This is a genomic window from Oribacterium sp. C9 (assembly GCF_002007235.1).
Classification (GTDB): Bacteria; Bacillota; Clostridia; order Lachnospirales; family Lachnospiraceae; genus Oribacterium.
On the sequence record NZ_MUHW01000002.1, the window covers coordinates 36,466 to 53,181 of the forward strand.

The 16,716-nt window shown below is 44.2% G+C and carries 11 protein-coding genes; 1 reads left to right on the forward strand and 10 read right to left on the reverse strand.

The features are described 5' to 3' along the window. Window positions 1-38 precede the first annotated feature (38 nt). The 3 genes from BXO88_RS01565 to BXO88_RS01575 all read right to left on the reverse strand — a co-directional run bounded on the left by BXO88_RS01565 (window position 39) and on the right by BXO88_RS01575 (window position 4,008). Window positions 39-1,556 carry a tripartite tricarboxylate transporter permease gene (locus tag BXO88_RS01565; RefSeq protein WP_078036031.1) on the reverse strand — a complete coding sequence of 506 codons (1,518 nt, stop codon included), beginning with the start codon at window positions 1,554-1,556 and terminating at the stop codon, window positions 39-41. A 13-nt stretch (window positions 1,557-1,569) separates the two neighbouring features. Next, window positions 1,570-2,067: a tripartite tricarboxylate transporter TctB family protein gene (locus BXO88_RS01570; RefSeq protein WP_044994903.1), complete on the reverse strand. Its 498-nt coding sequence runs from the start codon at window positions 2,065-2,067 to the stop codon at window positions 1,570-1,572. Window positions 2,068-2,484: 417 nt separating this feature from the next. Beyond that, a complete protein-coding gene (locus BXO88_RS01575) occupies window positions 2,485-4,008 on the reverse strand; it encodes a UxaA family hydrolase (RefSeq protein WP_078036032.1) in 1,524 nt (507 codons plus the stop codon). A gap of 381 nt (window positions 4,009-4,389) precedes the next feature. On the opposite strand from BXO88_RS01575, the gene BXO88_RS01580 reads away from it, so the two are divergent. Further along, a complete protein-coding gene (locus tag BXO88_RS01580; protein WP_078036033.1) occupies window positions 4,390-5,301 on the forward strand; it encodes a LysR family transcriptional regulator in 912 nt (303 codons plus the stop codon). Window positions 5,302-5,400: 99 nt separating this feature from the next. On the opposite strand, the gene ppdK is transcribed toward BXO88_RS01580, so the two are convergent. The 7 genes from ppdK to BXO88_RS01615 all read right to left on the reverse strand — a co-directional run bounded on the left by ppdK (window position 5,401) and on the right by BXO88_RS01615 (window position 16,683). Continuing rightward, a complete protein-coding gene (ppdK, locus tag BXO88_RS01585; RefSeq protein ID WP_078036034.1) occupies window positions 5,401-8,043 on the reverse strand; it encodes a pyruvate, phosphate dikinase in 2,643 nt (880 codons plus the stop codon). Window positions 8,044-8,594: 551 nt separating this feature from the next. Beyond that, entirely contained in the window at window positions 8,595-9,296 is a 702-nt protein-coding gene (locus BXO88_RS01590) for a response regulator transcription factor (RefSeq protein WP_078036035.1), read from the reverse strand. Then, complete coding sequence (locus tag BXO88_RS01595) at window positions 9,289-10,347, reverse strand: sensor histidine kinase (RefSeq protein WP_078036036.1); 1,059 nt, start codon at window positions 10,345-10,347, stop codon at window positions 9,289-9,291. Before BXO88_RS01595 ends, BXO88_RS01590 begins: the two co-directional genes overlap by 8 nt. Before the next feature lie 179 nt (window positions 10,348-10,526). Beyond that, window positions 10,527-11,921, reverse strand: a complete 1,395-nt coding sequence (locus tag BXO88_RS01600) for a glycine--tRNA ligase (protein WP_044994910.1) — start codon at window positions 11,919-11,921, stop codon at window positions 10,527-10,529. Window positions 11,922-12,099: 178 nt separating this feature from the next. Next, window positions 12,100-12,747 (reverse strand): DNA repair protein RecO, encoded by a 648-nt coding sequence (recO, locus tag BXO88_RS01605; protein WP_078036037.1) that lies wholly within the window; start codon window positions 12,745-12,747, stop codon window positions 12,100-12,102. 3 nt (window positions 12,748-12,750) lie between these two features. Next, entirely contained in the window at window positions 12,751-13,659 is a 909-nt protein-coding gene (era, locus tag BXO88_RS01610; protein ID WP_078036038.1) for a GTPase Era, read from the reverse strand. Between the two features lie 60 nt (window positions 13,660-13,719). Beyond that, window positions 13,720-16,683 carry an insulinase family protein gene (locus BXO88_RS01615; protein ID WP_078036039.1) on the reverse strand — a complete coding sequence of 988 codons (2,964 nt, stop codon included), beginning with the start codon at window positions 16,681-16,683 and terminating at the stop codon, window positions 13,720-13,722. Between the last annotated feature and the right edge of the window lie 33 nt (window positions 16,684-16,716).

Here is a 16,716-nt window from a genome sequence, read left to right on the forward strand (position 1 = left end):
AGGAACCCTTCTCTGTAATTTCCTTTTTATTCCAATACTTATGCCGCTGCTCTTGCTTCAAGCTTTTTCTTTTTTGTGGCTACTACTTCCTTATAGACTGACCAGATCAGAACTCCGCAGGCTATAAACCAGAAGAAATCGAAGATCGGATGTGAGAAGAAAGCTCCGAAGCTCTTGTAACTCATTATTCCTCTTCTTAAGTAGGTCTCTGTCATGGATCCAACCAGGAAGCAAAGAACAAATGGAGTTGTTGGAAGTCTGAACTTGTGGTAAACATAGCCGACAACACCGAATACGATAATCGACTGTACATCGAAAACTCTGTTGTTTGTTGCGTAAGCACCTACTGCACAAAGTACAAGGATAAGCGGCATCAGGATATGCTTAGGAACTTTGAGTACCTGTACGAATGCCTTGATACATGTCCACTCCACAAGAAGCATTATGAGATCACATACCATACATGCTGCGAAGATTCCGTAAACAACGTCCGCATTCTTTACGAAGAGAAGGGGACCTGCTGAAAGACCGTGAATCAGGAAACCGCCGAGCATCATAGCTGTAACTCCGTCTCCCGGTATACCGAGAACCAGAAGCGGGATCATTGCTCCACCGATGGTAGCATTATTGGCACACTCTGTTGCCACGATACCTTCAGGCTCACCTTGACCGAAGGTTTCGGGATGTCTACTCATGTTCTTTGCGGTTACGTATGAAAGCATTCCCGATGTGGAACCGCCGATTCCCGGAAGGATACCGATTCCGGTTCCGATGATTGCCGATCTTACAGCTCCCGGCATCCATGAAATGAACTCCTTCATGGAGAAGCCGAAGCCCTTTACCTTTGTTACGGGGATGGTCTGAACTCCCTTTGCATTCATCTCCTCAGCTGAAATAAGGATATCCGCAACTGCGAAGATTCCGATAAGAGTTGTGAGCTGATTGAAGCCTGCCAGAAGATCCTGATTTCCGAAGGTGAATCTCGGTGTTCCATCGATAGGAGCCATTCCTACGAAACAGAAAACCAGTCCGAAAAGTCCTGCCAGAAGACCCTTCACCATATTTCCCGATGAGAGGATGGCCACCATGGTAAGTGCGAAGAAGCAGATACCGAAGTTCTCAACAGGTGTGAACTTAAGAGCCACGTCCGCTAGCATAGGTGCGAAAAACGACAGAACGAAGAATGAAAAAAGCGATCCGAGGAAGGAAAAAACTATTCCGATTCCGAGAGCTCTCATGGCTTCACCCTTCTGAGCCATCGGATAACCGTCAAAGGTTGTTGCTATGGAGGATGCTGTTCCCGGCATATTGAGAAGTATTGCCGAAATAAGACCTCCGGAGATACCTCCGATATAAACAGCTACCAGAACATTCATACCGAGTGAAGAATCCATGGTGAATGTCAGTGGAAGCATAAGTGCCACCGCCATGGAAGCTGAAAGTCCGGGGATGGATCCAAAGACGATTCCGATGGCAACTCCTGCTATCATGAAAAGCAGGGAAACCGGCTGACAGACAGTAACCACTGCAGCCCCTAATTGTGCTAATGCATTCATTTGTTTTCCCTCCTTACTGTATCGCGAAGATTCCCGCCGGAAGCACTATCTTGAATCCGTAACGGAAAAGCAGATAAACAACTACTGTGAAGACCACATCGATAATGACATATGTGATGATGTCCTTCTTTGTTCTGCTCTGATCAGGAGCCAGTATATAGATCTGAATCAGAAGATATACCAGTGTACTGATGATGAACCCAACCGGCTTTAAGATATTTACATAGACCGTTGCAGCCGCAAGACTTCCGAGAACTCTCTTGTAGTCCGAGGTATCCTTGTAACCGGAAGTCTCAAGTTCTGTTTTCTGCGCCTTAAACCGGCTTGCTGTTTCAACCAGAAGTATGCCTGCCAGAATGAGAATGATGACTCCGATCAGTGTAGGCATGAAATCGGGACCGATCTCCATGACCTTCGACTTTGGAAGGGCCTTTGCTCCTATGATGAGAGCCACACCCAGAACTGCGTAAAAGATGCCGACTACAAAGTCGCCATATTTTCTAAAGAACATTTAAGTTCCCCCTTTCTTTCCGGTCTCCCGGAGGTTCTGCCTCTCGGCAGAGGTTTATCATTTCATAAGACCTTATAACCGATCTCATTCAATTTGGTATTAGTCACTGAATATTGCCTGTTTCGTTGACGGTATTAGGATAACTTACACAAAAACCATTGTAAAACTCGTAAATCTTATGCTTGATTAAGCAAAACTTATCGATACATTGTTATCCATAAGTTAAACTGTTAGCTCTGCTAATGCTTACATTAGAAAATTTAATGATCGTTTTTTGACATAAAAAAACCTCTGCGTCACTGAGTTTATTTCAGGACGCAAAGGGTATTATTAAGTCATTATTCAGGCGTTGATAAAAGCGAACCAGGGAATTCCTGACATCCGCCTTCATAAACAGTGCAACAGAATGTTCAAAGATCAGGTTATAGGCGCAGGATTGAAAACACAAAGATCATTTGCAAAACCATACTGCTCGGTGAAAGGCTTTTTTATACCTGATGCCACATCCAGTATAAAGTCAAAAAGTTCCTCACCCTGCTCTTTAATGGTTTTTTCACCGACAGCTGCGGGTCCGGCATTAAAATCAATGATATCGGACCACTGCTCCTTCATCTCATTTCTGGAGCAGAGCTTGATAACAGGAGCCGCTGCGAGACCATAGGGCGTACCTCTGCCTGTCATAAATACCTCAAGTCCCATACCGGAAGCAAGCTGTGAAGGCCCGCAGACAAGATCTGATGCAGGTGTAGCTGCAAAGATCTCCCCGTGCTTTGTAGGGCGGTCTCCGGGAGAAAGAACCTCAACTATAGGTGAATATCCGGACTTCGCAATGGAACCCATGGACTTCTCAATGATATTGGACAGGCCTCCTTTTTTATTACCGGGAGTTGTATTGGCTCCGCGGTCCACACCCCCGGCCTTAAGGTAATTGTCATACCACTTCATCTCTTCAACAAGCCGCTTTCCTACAGTTTCATCGATACATCTGTGGGCAATGAACTGTACACCGTCTCTTACCTCTGTGACCTCTGAGAACATGGCAGTACCGCCGCCGGAAACCAGCAGATCCGCAGCATACCCCGCCGTAGGGTTCGCGGTGATTCCAGAAAATGCATCTGATCCGCCGCACTGCATACCTACCAGAAGATCAGAAAGCGGAAGCTCCTCTCTTCTTCTCTCATTGAGTATTTTAAGCTTCTTTTCCGCCATCCCGATTATTGCATCCATCATTGCCTGATAGCCCTTGTGCTCCTGCAGGATGATGACATTGTCCTCATTGTTAAGCTCCGGCCACCACTCACAAAAACGATCAACTGTAAATTTTTCACAGCCGAGAGCAACCAGCATAAACACTCCTCCGAAGTTGGGATGCATGGCGATGTTCCTTATTATCTTCTGGGGAATGTACGCATCCGGCGCATCTATTGCAACACCGCAGCCGTACGGGTGGTTGATGGCCACAACATCGTCAACATTGGGATACTTCGGAAGTATCTCAGCCTTTATCTTACGGATGGCAACGTTCAGGACTCCGGCAACACACTGAACCGTTGTGTTTATGCCGAGGATGTTTCTGGTTCCTGCATAAAATCCGTCCGGATTTTTATAGCCCATCCATGTGGTTCTCTTCGGCTTCGGAAGATCTGTGCGGATATTAGTTGCGAACTCCATGCTGTCAAGATCCGGTGCCGGCGCCATGATGAGATTCTTTTCATTTATCCAGCCTCCCACAGGAATATCCTCTGAAACAGTGCCTAAAACAACACCGTAACGTATGACCTCCGAGCCTTTCTTTAATTCTGCCAATGCAATCTTGTGAGCCTGTGGTATATCCTCAGCTGTTACTATTCCGGGCAGCACCTCTGTCCCCTTGGGAATGTCTCTGATAGCTATAGCCACATTATCCCTGTCAGTTATTCTTATACACAATCTTTCAGCCATATATGCAAGCCTCCCTCTCATCGCAATTTTTCATTGTGGATCTTATTTTTGTTTATCATTTCAGCTTCTCATAGAAACGGCATTTTCAGCACTGTTTAAGCCATAGCTTGTATACTTTTGTCTGATTTTCCCTGATATTACTAAAGAAAATAAGCCTTGCTACGGTTTTAAATGATAATTTGTTACAATGTTTTATCTTCATTTACAAAACTATCTGTTCTGTGTAAAATGAGTATAATTGCGCTGTTTGGTTAAGTAAAATTAATAAAAGTGAATCATGTATAAGTTTTACTAATGTGGAGCCCTTTTTACTGTACCATCCGTAAAGCTTTCTTTAGTATTTCAGATTTTCTTTTACACTTCATTTTTTGAGAGGACCATATGGACACTAAACTGATAGAGTACATAATAAAAATAGCTGATGAAGGTTCCATAACAAAGGCAGCCGAAAAACTGTTCATTACACAGTCAGCTCTTTCTCAACAGCTCCAGAAGCTGGAAAAAGAAGTAGGTACACCTCTTTTTATCCGTAACAAAGCTGCATGGGCACCTACTCCCGAAGGACATGTATATCTGGACAACGCCCGTGAGATGCTTCGCATCAAGCAGAAGACCTATACCATCATCGCAGACATGGTGAACAAGCATAACGGATATCTTTCTGTGGGCATGACTCCCGGAAGAGGATATGATATGTTCTCATATGTATACCCTATCTTCCATAACATGTATCCCGAATTCACTGTTGAACCAAGGGAACTCAGTGTAAAACAGCAGCAGGAAGCCGTACACAGAGGAGAACTGGATATAGGTTTCGTCACTTTGACAGACTCACAGAAGATCAATGATGAGTATATAGACCTCTATAAAGAGGAAATATATATTGCCATTCCGGAAGAGTATCCCGTTAGTCCCGAGTATTTAAAGACCGGGGACAAGTATCCGACTCTTCCGCTTTCAGCCCTGCAGTATGAGCCCTTCGTAATGATGTATAAGGAATCCACCATCCGTAAGACCGTTGATCAGATCTTCCGTGATGCCGGGTTTGCTCCCACTGTACTTTTCGAAACATCAAGCAATATCACTATCCTGTCTATGATCAGGGCAAAGCTTGCCTGCGGTCTGCTTCCATATCACTATGTAAAGCAGAAGCCGGAGGGAATCAAATTTTTCAGACTCCCCTTCAGGCCTACATGGAAGGTCTGTGTCACCTATCCAAAGAACGCATATTTAAGTAAAGCCGCAAAGGACTTCATTAAGCTCGCCAACGGCTACTGGCAGGATGATAACTAAGGAAACACTTTATTACGCGTTTTAATAAAAAAGAGGTATCGGTAATAGCCGATACCTCTTTTCTTATCCAACATTTATTCGATTTTGCTATTAATACGATTAAGCTCTTGGATTTGTGATCTGTGCCTGAGCTGCTGCAAGACGAGCTACAGGAACACGGAATGGTGAACATGATACATAATCAAGTCCGATCTTGTGGCAGAACTCTACTGATGAAGGATCTCCACCGTGCTCACCACAGATACCGATGTGAAGTGCCGGATTAACAGGCTTTCCAAGCTTGATTGACATCTCCATAAGCTTACCAACGCCTGTCTGGTCAAGCTTTGCGAAAGGATCGCTCTCGAATATCTTTGTATCATAGTAAGCATTGAGGAACTTACCTGCATCATCACGTGAGAATCCGAATGTCATCTGTGTAAGGTCATTTGTACCGAAGCAGAAGAAATCAGCTTCCTTAGCAATCTCATCAGCTGTAAGAGCTGCTCTTGGGATCTCGATCATAGTACCAACCTCGTACTCGAGCTTAGCACCTGCTGCAGCGATCTCTGCATCTGCTGTCTCTACTACGATCTGCTTAACGAACTTAAGCTCCTTGATCTCACATACAAGTGGAATCATGATCTCAGGCTTTACATTCCACTCAGGATGGTTCTTCTGAACCTCAAGAGCTGCACGGATAACAGCCTTTGTCTGCATCTTTGCGATCTCAGGATATGTAACAGCGAGACGGCATCCTCTGTGACCCATCATAGGGTTGAACTCGTGAAGTGAGTTGATGATAGCCTTGATCTCCTCTACTGACTTGTGCTTTGCGTCTGCAAGCTTCTTGATCTCATCCTCTGTTGTAGGAACGAACTCGTGAAGAGGTGGATCAAGGAATCTGATAGTAACAGGGCAGCCTTCAAGAGCCTCATAGAGAGCCTTGAAATCGTTCTGCTGGTATGGAAGGATCTTCTCCAGAGCTTCTTCTCTCTCTTCTACTGTATCTGAGCAGATCATCTCACGGAATGCAGCGATTCTGTCTTCCTCGAAGAACATATGCTCTGTACGGCAGAGACCGATACCCTCAGCACCGAGCTCTCTAGCCTTCTTTGCATCAGCAGGAGTATCGGCATTTGTACGAACCTTAAGCTTTCTGAACTGATCAGCCCAAGCCATGATACGTCCGAACTCACCTGCGATCTGTGCATCAACTGTTGCGATCTTTCCATCGTAGATGTTACCTGTTGTACCATCGATAGAAATGAAGTCTCCCTCATGGAACTCCTTGCCGCCGAGAGTGAACTTCTTGTTCTCCTCATCCATGTTGATGTCACCGCATCCTGATACGCAGCACTCACCCATACCACGGGCAACAACGGCAGCGTGTGATGTCATACCACCACGAACTGTAAGGATACCCTGAGCAGCCTTCATACCTGTGATATCCTCAGGAGAAGTCTCGAGACGAACGAGAACTACCTTCTCTCCTCTTGCAGCCCACTCTACAGCATCATCAGCTGTAAATACGACCTTACCGCAGGCAGCTCCAGGAGATGCACCGAGACCCTTTCCGATAGGTGTTGCAGCCTTAAGTGCAGCTGTATCGAACTGTGGGTGAAGAAGTGTATCAAGGTTACGAGGATCGATCATAGCAACAGCCTGCTCAGGTGTCTTGTGACCCTCATCTACGAGATCGCATGCGATCTTAAGAGCTGCAGGAGCTGTTCTCTTACCGTTACGGCACTGAAGCATGTAGAGCTTCTTGTTCTCAACTGTGAACTCCATATCCTGCATGTCATGATAGTGGTTCTCAAGAGTCTCACAAACCTTGATGAACTCAGCATAAGCCTCAGGGAACTCCTTCTCCATCTGAGCGATAGGCATCGGTGTACGAACACCTGCAACTACGTCCTCGCCCTGAGCATTGATAAGGAACTCACCCATGAGCTTGTTCTCACCTGTAGCAGGATCACGTGTGAATGCAACACCGGTACCTGACTCGTTGTTGAGGTTACCGAATACCATAGGCATTACGTTTACTGCTGTTCCCCATGAATAAGGGATATCATTATCACGACGATATACGTTAGCACGTGGGTTATCCCATGAACGGAATACTGCCTCGATAGCGAGCTTTAACTGCTCTACAGGATCTGATGGGAAGTCCTTTCCGAGCTGCTTCTTGTACTCTGCCTTGAACTGCTCAGCAAGTTCCTTAAGATCGGCTGCTGTGAGGTCTACATCGAACTTTACGCCCTTCTTCTCCTTCATCTGGTCGATAAGCTGCTCGAAATACTTCTTACCAACCTCCATAACTACATCTGAGAACATCTGGATGAAACGACGATATGAATCGTATACGAAACGCTCGAAAGCAGGATCAGGATTTCCCTTGATCATAGCTGCTACTACTTCGTCGTTGAGACCGAGGTTAAGGATAGTATCCATCATACCAGGCATAGATGCACGTGCACCTGAACGAACTGAAACAAGGAGAGGATTCTGAAGATCGCCGAACTTCTTACCGTTGATCTCCTCCATCTTCTTAACACCTTCCATAGCCTGACCCATGATCTCATCGTTGATCTTGCGTCCGTCCTCATAATACTGAGTACAAGCTTCTGTTGTTATAGTAAATCCCTGTGGAACAGGAAGTCCGATATTTGTCATCTCTGCAAGGTTAGCGCCCTTACCACCAAGAAGTTCACGCATGGTAGCATTACCTTCGGTGAACATATAAACCCATTTTCTAGCCATATTGATTCTCCTCCTAATCATACATACATTTATAAGTGTTTACTGTATACAGTCACCTTCTTGCCAGATACCCACGGCAACTGTCACAAAAACACTCATGATTTATCCCCTTCAATCGGATAAAATCACCATTTGAGATTATATATGACTATATTTTTTTAGTAAAGTGCACTTCTTAATGTAAACGGTTACATTTTAAAAATTTTTTCACAATCCCCGAAAAGCCTTAGAAAATCTAAGAAAATCCAAGAATATCTAAGATTCATTTTTTTGTATTTTAGAGAAATTTTTTCTTTTTTGCGCTATTCAACAGAACATTTGTCCAAAGCATCAAAACATAAAAAATTACCTCTGTTAAATCCAGTATACAAAAACTTCCTTCACTCCTATTTTTTTACCTCCTCTTAAATCAATACATTACGTATATTACTTTAATAATCTTAAGTATTCTTGTCCCGAACTATATCCGTAACTTTCTTTTTACCGCAATAAAAAAGCTGATATTTCCCGTCCTAAATCGGACAAAAAATATCAGCCGTATCCATCATTTATCAGACCTTAAAGCGGTAGCCTACACCCCAGATAGTTTCGATATATTGAGGCTTTGCCGTATCCATCTCTATCTTTTCTCTTATTTTTTTGATATGTACGGTAACAGTGGCGATATCACCAACCGAATCCATCTTCCATATCTCTTTAAACAGTTCAGCTTTTGTATATACATGATTTGGATGTGATGCAAGAAAATACAACAGATCAAATTCTTTGGTGGTAAAGATCTTTTCATCATTACCTACCCAAACACGTCTTGCTGTCGGGTCGATCTTCAGGCCACGTATCTCTATCATGTCATTTCCATCTTTTCCGTTGCCTATGAGTCTCTCATATCTGGCAAGATGAGCCTTTACTCTGGCCACAAGCTCTGATGCAGAGAAGGGTTTCGTCATATAGTCATCGGCTCCGAGTCCAAGACCTCTGATCTTATCAATATCATCCTTGCGGGCAGAGACTATGATTATAGGGATGTCCTTTATAGAACGGATATCCTTGCATACCTCAAATCCATCTCTTCCCGGTAGCATGAGGTCAAGTATGATAAGGTCAAAATTCTCTTTAAGTGCTTTCTCCAGCCCCTTTTCTCCATCATCAGTGATCGTAACCAAAAAGCCGGAAAGCTCAAGATAATCTCTCTCAAGTTCTGCGATGGACTGCTCGTCTTCAACTATCAGGATCTTCTTTTTATCCTCATCCATTTACCTGTACCTCCTGAATACTTCGAATATACTTGCGAAGAACAAAATGTATCGTAGTTCCTTCTCCTTCCACGGAAGATGCCCAGATCCTTCCTCCGCTGTCCTCCACTATTTTTTTAACAATGGAAAGACCTATGCCGGATCCACCCTTCATGGAATTTCTGGAACTGTCTGCTCTGAAAAACCTTTGGAATATATACGGAAGATCTGTTTTAGCTATACCCTTTCCGTTGTCCCGTAGATTTATCTGTATAAAATCTCCGGCATCTTCAAGGTTCAGGGCTATCCTCTTCTCTTCCTTATCCATATATTTTACCGAGTTTGAGATGATGTTGTTTATAACCTTTCTTAGCTGCTCCGGGTCTGCGATCATCTCTACCTCAGGTTCTATACTGTTTGTAAATTCAAACTCTATTCCCTGGGACTCCATATCAAGTCCGATCTCATCCGCACAATCCTGAAAATAGTCCTGAACTATCATGTGCTGGAAATCATATGGTATCTTGTTTGACTCTACTTTTACATAGTATCTCAGCTCGTCAATGAGCTTATCCATATCATTAGCTTTTATATTGATAGTCTGGATATATTTCTTCTGCATTTCAGGACTCTGGGCTATACCGTCCAGTATACCCTCGGAATATCCTTTGATGGCGGTAAGCGGGGTTTTCAGATCATGGGCAATATTCGTTATGAGCTCTCTGTTGGCATTGTCATTACGGATCTTTTCATCCTGCGTCTCCTTGAGTCTCATACGCATTTCATCAAATGCCTGCATCAGCTCACCGAACTCATCATTGGTCTCTGCCTCCAGCGTAAAATCCAGATCACCTGATTCTATTCTTTTGGCGGCTGCCTTCAGCTCATCAACAGGCTTGACTATACCCATATAGATCCAGCAGATGAAGAAAAGGCCCGCTACTATAAGAGTCATCATATTCATGCTCATGGTCGTATAACCCTTGAACATAAGATACATCAAAATCAACGGCAGAATAGTACTGATACAAAAGCTCACAGCTACTCGCCCCATAAGACCTACATGTTTCATGGCACATCCCTCTACTACCTATATTTTCGTCTCATTATACCATATGTATTACCCCTATTTTTAAAAGAAAACCTAGGATTATAGAGAAAAATCCGGTATGAACATAAGTTCATACCGGATTTGAATATATTCTATAAGTCCTGCGCATGGCTTCACTTACGCTTACGCAATACTACAGCTTAGAATGCAAGCTTCTCCTCGAAGTAGCTCTTAAGCTGATCGATAGGAATACGCTCCTGCTTCATGGAATCTCTCTCACGGATAGTTACACAGTGATCATTCTCTGAATCGAAATCGTATGTTACACAGTAAGGTGTTCCGATCTCATCCTGTCTTCTGTATCTCTTTCCGATGTTTCCTCTGTCATCATACTCAACATACCAGTACTTGGCGAGCTCATCATGAATAGCCTGTGCACCCTCGGCAAGCTTCTTTGAAAGTGGAAGGATACCGATCTTTACAGGTGCAAGTGCCGGATGGAAATGAAGAACTGTTCTCTCGTCTCCGCCCTCAAGCTGCTCTACATCGTATGCAGCGCAAAGGAAAGCAAGAGTTACACGATCTGCTCCGAGTGATGGCTCTACAACATAAGGAATGTAGTGCTCATTTGTCTCATCATCAAAATATGACATATCCTGACCTGAAACCTCCTGATGACGTCCGAGGTCATAATCAGTTCTGTCAGCGATACCCCAAAGCTCGCCCCAGCCAAACGGGAAAAGGAACTCAAGGTCTGTTGTTGCCTTTGAATAGAAGCTGAGCTCTTCCTTCTCGTGATCTCTTGCACGAAGCATGTCCTTAGGCATACCGAGGCTCAGGAGCCAGTCCTGGCAGAACTGCTTCCAATATGCGAACCACTCGAGATCTGTATCAGGCTTACAGAAGAACTCAAGCTCCATCTGCTCGAACTCTCTGGTACGGAATGTGAAGTTTCCAGGTGTGATCTCGTTACGGAATGACTTACCGATCTGTCCGATACCGAATGGAAGCTTCTTACGTGATGTTCTCTGAACATTCTTGAAGTTTACGAAGATACCCTGTGCTGTCTCAGGACGGAGGTAAACTGCATTCTTTGCATCCTCTGTAACACCCTGGAAGGTCTTGAACATAAGATTGAACTGACGGATACCTGTAAAATTATGCTTACCACAAGTTGGGCACTCTACCTTGTTATCCTCGATGAACTTCTCCATCTCTTCGTTGGACCAGCCGTCTACAGAACCGTTAAGCTCCATAGCATTTGCTGCTGCAAAATCCTCGATGATCTTGTCAGCACGGAATCTCTCATGACATTCCTTACAATCCATAAGAGGATCAGAGAAGGAAGCAAGATGTCCTGATGCGATCCATGTCTGTGGGTTCATAAGGATAGCGCAGTCAATGCCTACATTGTACTTTGACTCCTGGATGAATTTCTTCCACCATGCCTTCTTTACGTTGTTCTTAAGCTCAACACCGAGATTTCCGTAATCCCATGTGTTCGCAAGACCACCGTAGATCTCAGAACCCGGATAAACAAATCCTCTTGACTTTGCAAGGGAAACGATAGTGTCCATTGTGTATTCTTTTGCCATTTTTTCCTCTTTCTGCCGCCGGAGTGCGGCTAAGAATAAAGTTTATTGTTTTCTCGCTTACGCGTTACTCCCAACTATACATCCGGATCTCTGAAAAATCCAGCAAAACATTACTTCTGTATTTATGTGGTTTTGTGTTCCTCAGACCTACTTTATCACCCCCGGTTGATAAAGCCCGTTATTTCAATGTCTTCAATATCTCCAGGGATCTGAAATTGTGGGGGATCACACCATGCAGCAGACGGTCAACATTATCCGCAAACTCGGAAAGGACTTCCTCCTTAAGTGTAAATGTATAAAGCTTCATTACCGGTGTCTCCAGAACGTACTGCCATGCAAAACGACATGCCTGAGAACAGGGCATAGGCGGTTCTTCCGTATACTCACCGTTTATATACATAAGTCTCAGCTCGTATATCCTGCGGACGAGAACATTATCAAGATTCTCATTGAGTATGGCTTTAAGGGACAGATATATGAGATTCACTGTCTCTTCCGCCTCAAGATTTTCCTGCGAGATATAATCAGCAAACTCCAGAATATAGGATCCGTAGCAGGCATTGACCAGATCCAGGGCGATCTCTTCAAAATAATTATTGACCTTCACAGATCTCAGATTGTAGCCGCTCCTGCCCTTTGTAACATTAAAGGTACCAAATACAAAATTTCTCGTACCCGCCATAAAAGAAGATCCGGGCTTTTTAGCCCCGGAGGCCCAGACAGTTATCTTGCCGTATTCATTTGTAAGCACAGAAAGTCTTTTATCAAAGTCGCGGGATGGTGCTGAATTTAGCACCACCCCGTGAAGTTCCATTTCATCCTTCATTTTTTACGTCTCGTCCTTGTAGCCGTAATTCTTCAAAAATGTATCCGAATCTCTCCAGTCCTTACGCACCTTTACGAAAAGCTGAAGGTTTACCTTTTCCTCTACCATCTTCTCTATCTGGATACGAGCGCCTGTCCCTATCCTTTTCAGCATGGAACCGCCCTTACCTATGATGATTCCCTTATGTGCATCTCTTTCACATACTATGGTAGCCTTGATATCCCAGAGACCATCGTTTCTCTGATGCATCTGATCAATGAGAACTGCTATCCCATGAGGTACTTCATCCTGAAGCTTACGGAGAGCCTGCTCACGTATCAGTTCTGCTGCGATCTCCCTCATAGTCTGATCTGTCACTGTATCCTGATCAAAGTATCGGGGTCCCTCAGGAAGGTACTTAAATACCGCCTTTTTAAATCCTTCGATATTCTGGGCTCTCGCCGCGGAAAGCGGAACGATCTCGTCAAAGGGCATCAGAGATTTATATTTCTCTATGGCAGCGTCCAGCTCCTCCGGCTTGTCCTTCATGGTGTCGATCTTGTTCACCACCAGGACCTTCGGTTTACTGGAGGCTTTGATGACCTCTGCAATATGCTGTTCTCCCGCACCTATATAGGTAGTCGGCTCTACAAGCCATACGATGACATCCACATCCTGAAGCGTCTTCTCCGCCACATTATCCATGTACTCACCAAGCTTATTCTTTGCCTTATGTATGCCCGGTGTATCAAGGAAAATGATCTGACCTCTCTCATCGTCATAGACAGTCTGGATTCTTCCTCTCGTAGTCTGTGGCTTGTTGGATACGATAGCTATTTTCTGTCCGATAACATGATTCATCAGTGTTGATTTACCTACATTAGGTCGTCCTACCAGTGCTACATATCCTGTTTTAATTTTTTTATCACTCATATATATCTCTCTTCAAACAGTTCCTTCCCGGAGAGCCGTCTCCACGGGAAGGAATCATACTTACTTAAAAAGGTCCTCTGTTGTCAGGAACTTATCCTTATTCTCTTCTATGAGCTGACCGTTTCCAATGGTGCAGGCTGCACCCTTCAAAAGTATAGCCTCCATGTAATCTGAAAGCTTTCTGATATCAGCTTCCTTTGTTGCCAACACCTGATCACGCTCTTTCTGAAGCATGTCATTGGATACCTTTGACATAAAGGCGCTGACTGTAAGAGCCGCTTTTGCGGAGTTTGTTCTTGGTGTATCCATCTCGGAGATGGCACCTATGATGTATTTTGTCATATCTCTCTCCGAGGTCGTAAAGCTTCTTACATACTCTGGAAGTCCCTGATATATGTCCAGAGTCTCCTTGAGATGAGGATCTCTGTAGGACACGAAATATCCCTCTCCGGATCTTCCGAAACCTGACATGCAGCCGTAGGCTCCTCCCTTTACTCTTAAGTTAAGCCACAGATACTGATAATTGAGTATAACCTTCAGTACTCTGAGACTTCCTGTGTAAGGAAGCTTCTCTGTATCAAAACGTCCGGTACGCGCAACATAGTTCACCTGTGAAGGTGTCTTGAAGCCCTCATTGAGATTGCCTGAAAGCTCTATCTGAGCTCCATCGTAAGACTTCTCTCCCTTATATGGCTTATATCCCTTATCAAGCTTTTTACAGTTTTCCTGCTTCTTTACAGCGCCGGATGTGAACTTCTTTATAAAGTCCGAAAAATCCTTTCTGAAGGCATCATAGCCCTTCTTCTCGGCAGCTATGGAAACAAACATATTCTCTGCACGGAAAAGCTTGTCGGAAACCTCCCAGAGCTTTCTAACCAGCTTCTTTGGATCCTTCTGGAATTCCGCCGAGATCCTGTTTATGAACTGATAATAGCCTATACCACCTGTAAGATCTGCATATCTTCCGGTACCGGAGAAATACGAGGTAGCTCTGTTTACAGCAAAGCTGTGGCTTGCACCTTCAACTCTCATACGTTCTCTGGAGCGGGCCTCATTGAGGATCTCCTGCATACGCTTCTTATCCTCGAACTTTGTCGTATGAAGTATCTCATCTATGATGTCAAATCCGAAACGGAATCCATCATAAAGAAGCTTTATCTCAACACTGAAAACACCCGTATATCTTCCGTAATTTCTGATATCAGGATATGCATTGGTATCAAAATTGATGCCACCCGCATTTAAAAGAATATCCGATGTAAGATCCTGGAAGCTGTGCTTTTCGGTATCCATGTAGCCAAGTACAGTCTTCAGAAAACCGGCGTAAGGAAGCTCCTCCTCCGTAAGGGATGAAGTATTGAAGTTGAATCTGAGATATGCGATTCCTCTGGTGTTAAGCTCAGTGTTTACAACCAGTGTATCGGACAGCTTCTCTTCCTTCCACTCAAACTTATCCGCCTTCTTATTGATATCGCTAATGCTTAAAAGCGGCAGCTTATTGAGAGCCTCTTCACTTGTCGGCTCCGCCTGATACTCCTTAAGCATTCTGGTGTCGGATACGCACTTTTGGATCTCCTGCGGAGTCATCTTTGCCTTGATATCCGAAAGCTTCTTCTTAAGCTCCTTCTCGCGCTTCTCAGTGAGACCTCTCTCCGGTGTCAGGATCACCATGGCTGAATGATTATTATCCAGGAGATACTTCTCGATAAGCTTCTCAAAATATCCCTTATTTACATCCTCACGAAGCTCCTTGTAGAATTTCTCACACTCGAGATAATCCCATGGCTTTCCGCCATACAACCATGTATCAAGAGATGTAAGGGAATAAACAAGCCCCTTTGGAGTACGTCCGTAATCAGCCTCTCTGTACTGGAACTCGTCATGATTTATAGCCGCAAGAAGAGTCTTCTTATCAAGGCCCTCTTTCACAAGCTTCTTAAGAGTAGAGTTGATGATATCGAGGAATCTCTCCTTTTCCTTCTTCTCCGTTCCCTTTGCTGTTACTGTAAAGTACGGCTGCTTTATTCCGTCCTGGAATCCACCGAAGATATCCTCACCTATACCTGCATCCACAAGAGCCTGCTTTAGAGGAGCTCCGGGAGATGAAAGAAGCGCATAGTCAAGAATATCAAAGGCAAGGTTAAGCTTGTTGTCCACCGCATCCACAACCGCATTCCACGAAAGATAGCTGTTGTTCTCCAGCGGTTCATTATCACCTACGGAGTATGTGATCTCCTCCTCATGCATCTTACCGAATGGCTTTTGGAATGCTATGTCTGAATTCGGCTCTATCGCATCGTACTTTGAGAGGTATTCCCTATCAAGCCACTCCAGCTTCTTCTCCATGTCCATATCACCGTAAAGGAATATATAGGAATTCGACGGATGATAGAAACGTGCATGAAACTCCTTGAACTGCTCGAAAGTAAGATCCGGGATGTTCACAGGATCTCCGCCGGATTCATTGCCATAGGTTGTGTCCGGAAAAAGCGCATGCATGATATATCTTTCAAGAACGGACTCGGGATTTGAAAAAACTCCCTTCATCTCGTTATATACTACACCGTTATATATAAGCTCTGACTTTTCATCCTCCATCTCATAATGCCAGCCTTCCTGCAGCATGATACGGGGATCCTTTACAGAATTCGGATGGAAAACCGCATCCATGTAAACGTTCATAAGATTGTCGAAATCCTTGTCGTTTCTTGACGCAATAGGATAAACAGTCTTATCGGGATAAGTCATGGCATTTAAAAATGTATTGAGAGAGCCCTTGGCAAGTTCTACGAAAGGATCCTTCAATGGGAATTTATCAGATCCGCAGAGTACTGAATGTTCTGTGATATGAGCAACACCGGTGCTATCCTCTGCAGGAGTACGGAAGGCAATACCGAAAACCTTATTGTCATCTTCGTTTTTCATCGTGAATATCCGGGCACCGCTCTTTTTGTGCCTGTAAATTCCCGCATCTGTAGACAGTTCATCAATTCGTTTTGTCTCTATCAGCTCATAGTTCTTCATAAGCCGTTCTCCTCTCCGTCATCCCCTTATATT

Coding starts and splice junctions, on each gene's coding strand:
- BXO88_RS01590 (WP_078036035.1), bottom strand. CDS start 9,296: ATGGATGAGGATAAAAAGAAGATCCTGATAGTTGAAGACGAGCAGTCC.
- BXO88_RS01600 (WP_044994910.1), bottom strand. CDS start 11,921: ATGGCAAAAGAATACACAATGGACACTATCGTTTCCCTTGCAAAGTCA.
- BXO88_RS01580 (WP_078036033.1), top strand. CDS start 4,390: ATGGACACTAAACTGATAGAGTACATAATAAAAATAGCTGATGAAGGT.
- recO (WP_078036037.1), bottom strand. CDS start 12,747: ATGAAGGATGAAATGGAACTTCACGGGGTGGTGCTAAATTCAGCACCA.
- era (WP_078036038.1), bottom strand. CDS start 13,659: ATGAGTGATAAAAAAATTAAAACAGGATATGTAGCACTGGTAGGACGA.
- BXO88_RS01570 (WP_044994903.1), bottom strand. CDS start 2,067: ATGTTCTTTAGAAAATATGGCGACTTTGTAGTCGGCATCTTTTACGCA.
- BXO88_RS01575 (WP_078036032.1), bottom strand. CDS start 4,008: ATGGCTGAAAGATTGTGTATAAGAATAACTGACAGGGATAATGTGGCT.
- ppdK (WP_078036034.1), bottom strand. CDS start 8,043: ATGGCTAGAAAATGGGTTTATATGTTCACCGAAGGTAATGCTACCATG.
- BXO88_RS01565 (WP_078036031.1), bottom strand. CDS start 1,556: ATGAATGCATTAGCACAATTAGGGGCTGCAGTGGTTACTGTCTGTCAG.
- BXO88_RS01615 (WP_078036039.1), bottom strand. CDS start 16,683: ATGAAGAACTATGAGCTGATAGAGACAAAACGAATTGATGAACTGTCT.
- BXO88_RS01595 (WP_078036036.1), bottom strand. CDS start 10,347: ATGAAACATGTAGGTCTTATGGGGCGAGTAGCTGTGAGCTTTTGTATC.